Source organism: Stenotrophomonas sp. HMWF003 (genome assembly GCF_003061285.1).
GTDB lineage: Bacteria > Pseudomonadota > Gammaproteobacteria > Xanthomonadales > Xanthomonadaceae > Stenotrophomonas > Stenotrophomonas maltophilia_AP.
The window spans coordinates 2,754-4,346 of the sequence record NZ_QAIW01000463.1 but is presented as its reverse complement, the minus strand read 5'-3'; the positions used below and the strand labels follow the sequence as shown (position 1 = coordinate 4,346).

The window sequence follows — 1,593 nt, the reverse complement described above, 5'->3', positions numbered from 1 at the left end:
TTCTCGATGGGCGGCGCGGTCGCCATTGCCACGCTGGAGCGCTACCCGCAGCACTACGCCGGCGGTGTGGCGCTGTGCGGGGCCAATCTGCCCGGGGAGGTACTGGCCCGCGAAATGCTGACCACGCTGCTTGCGTTCGACACCCTGTTCCCGTCGGCCCCGGGGCTGCCGGCGGACGGGCTGGCCTCGACGGCCGCAGCCACGCTGCCGCAACATGCGCTGTACCCGCCGATCGATGCCGCGGTGCAGTCGCGCCCGGCGCTGGCCGCCACCTTGGCCGCGCGCCTGCAGGTACCGGCCGACCAGTTGGCCGGCACCATCAGCCTGCACGCGCTGATCTGGCACGACCTGGTCCGGCGCAGCGGCGGCGTTCCGGTGGGCAACCGCGACGCCGTGTATGCGGGGTTCGGCGATGACGCCGCGTTCAACGCCAGCGTCCGCCGGGTGGATGCCGACCCCGCCGCACAGGCCCGCCTGCGCCGCCGGCTGGGGTTGAGTGGCGCGCTGCAGCGCCCGCTGGTGATCCAGTACAACCGCGACGACCCCACCATCAGCGCGCGCTTTGAAGGGGTGTACACCGCGCTGGCCGCCCGTGCCGGGGCCACGCCCCCACCCACCGTGCTGCCGCGCGCCGGGGAGGGGCATTGCGGCTTCGCGGAGTCCGATGTGGTGGGTGCGCTGCAGGCCGTGCCGCGCTGACGGACCGCGTTTCGGCCGGCACTACCGGAGGATCACGCGCCCGGCCAGCGGCCGGCACTACCGGAGGATCACGCGCCCGGCCAGCGGCCAGCGCCACCGGAGGATCACGGGCGCGGCCGGCGGTCGGCGCGTGCGATGCGCGCGGCCTGCGCGGCCAATACCGCTACCATGTAGGGCCCCGGTTGGTGCAGTTGGTTCCAGATGAGTCGCGCAGTCACGATGTACACCGCCGTCGGGTCGCATGGCACCGCGCATGGCATCGCCGGCCTGCAGCAGCGGGTGGACGCCGCGCAGACGCTGCCGGCGCTGTTCTGCGACGGCGAAGGCTGCACCGCGCAGGTCCGCTTCGTGCCCGAGCACACCCGCACCGGTGCTGATCGCGTGCCCGTCACGATTCCCGCCGGCATCCAGCTGGACAAGGACGCCGAGCATGCGCCGACCTGCCGCTACAACGTGCCCGGCCGCCTGGATGCGCTGCTCGCCAGCACCCTCGACCCGGCGCTGCTGCATCGGCTGGACGACGGCCGCGTTGAACTGCGCCTGCTGCCGCTGCACCAGGATCTGAAGCGGGGCGGCGGGTCGGCGCTGGAGGCCCACCTGCGCACCGTGAACGCGCTGCTGGTGCTGCGCGCGATGTGCGACGACGACGCGCTGCTGGATGCCCGCGTGGTGCTGCGGCTGGGCAAGAAACGGGTGGCGTGGGATGCGTTCTTCTACCCACTGGACCACTACGATGCGGCCTGGGAGCGGGTGGACGCGGCCAGCAACGAGATTCCGCTGGCGCTGTCCGGCACCGTGCGTTCGCACCGGCCAGCGCAACCCGGTCCGGAGTTCAGCACCACGTTCCTGAACTGCGCACCGAAGTACCAGCACACCGGCGTCATGGACGAGCGC

General features: G+C 72.7%; 1 protein-coding gene and 1 pseudogene. Both read left to right on the top strand.

From position 1 onward, the window contains the following. Positions 1-699 (top strand): annotated as a pseudogene (locus DBR34_RS21590) (hypothetical protein); the annotation flags it as partial. A 201-nt stretch (positions 700-900) separates the two neighbouring features. Beyond that, on the top strand, positions 901-1,593 hold a 693-nt coding region (locus DBR34_RS20655; protein ID WP_181394092.1), incomplete at its 3' end, for a hypothetical protein.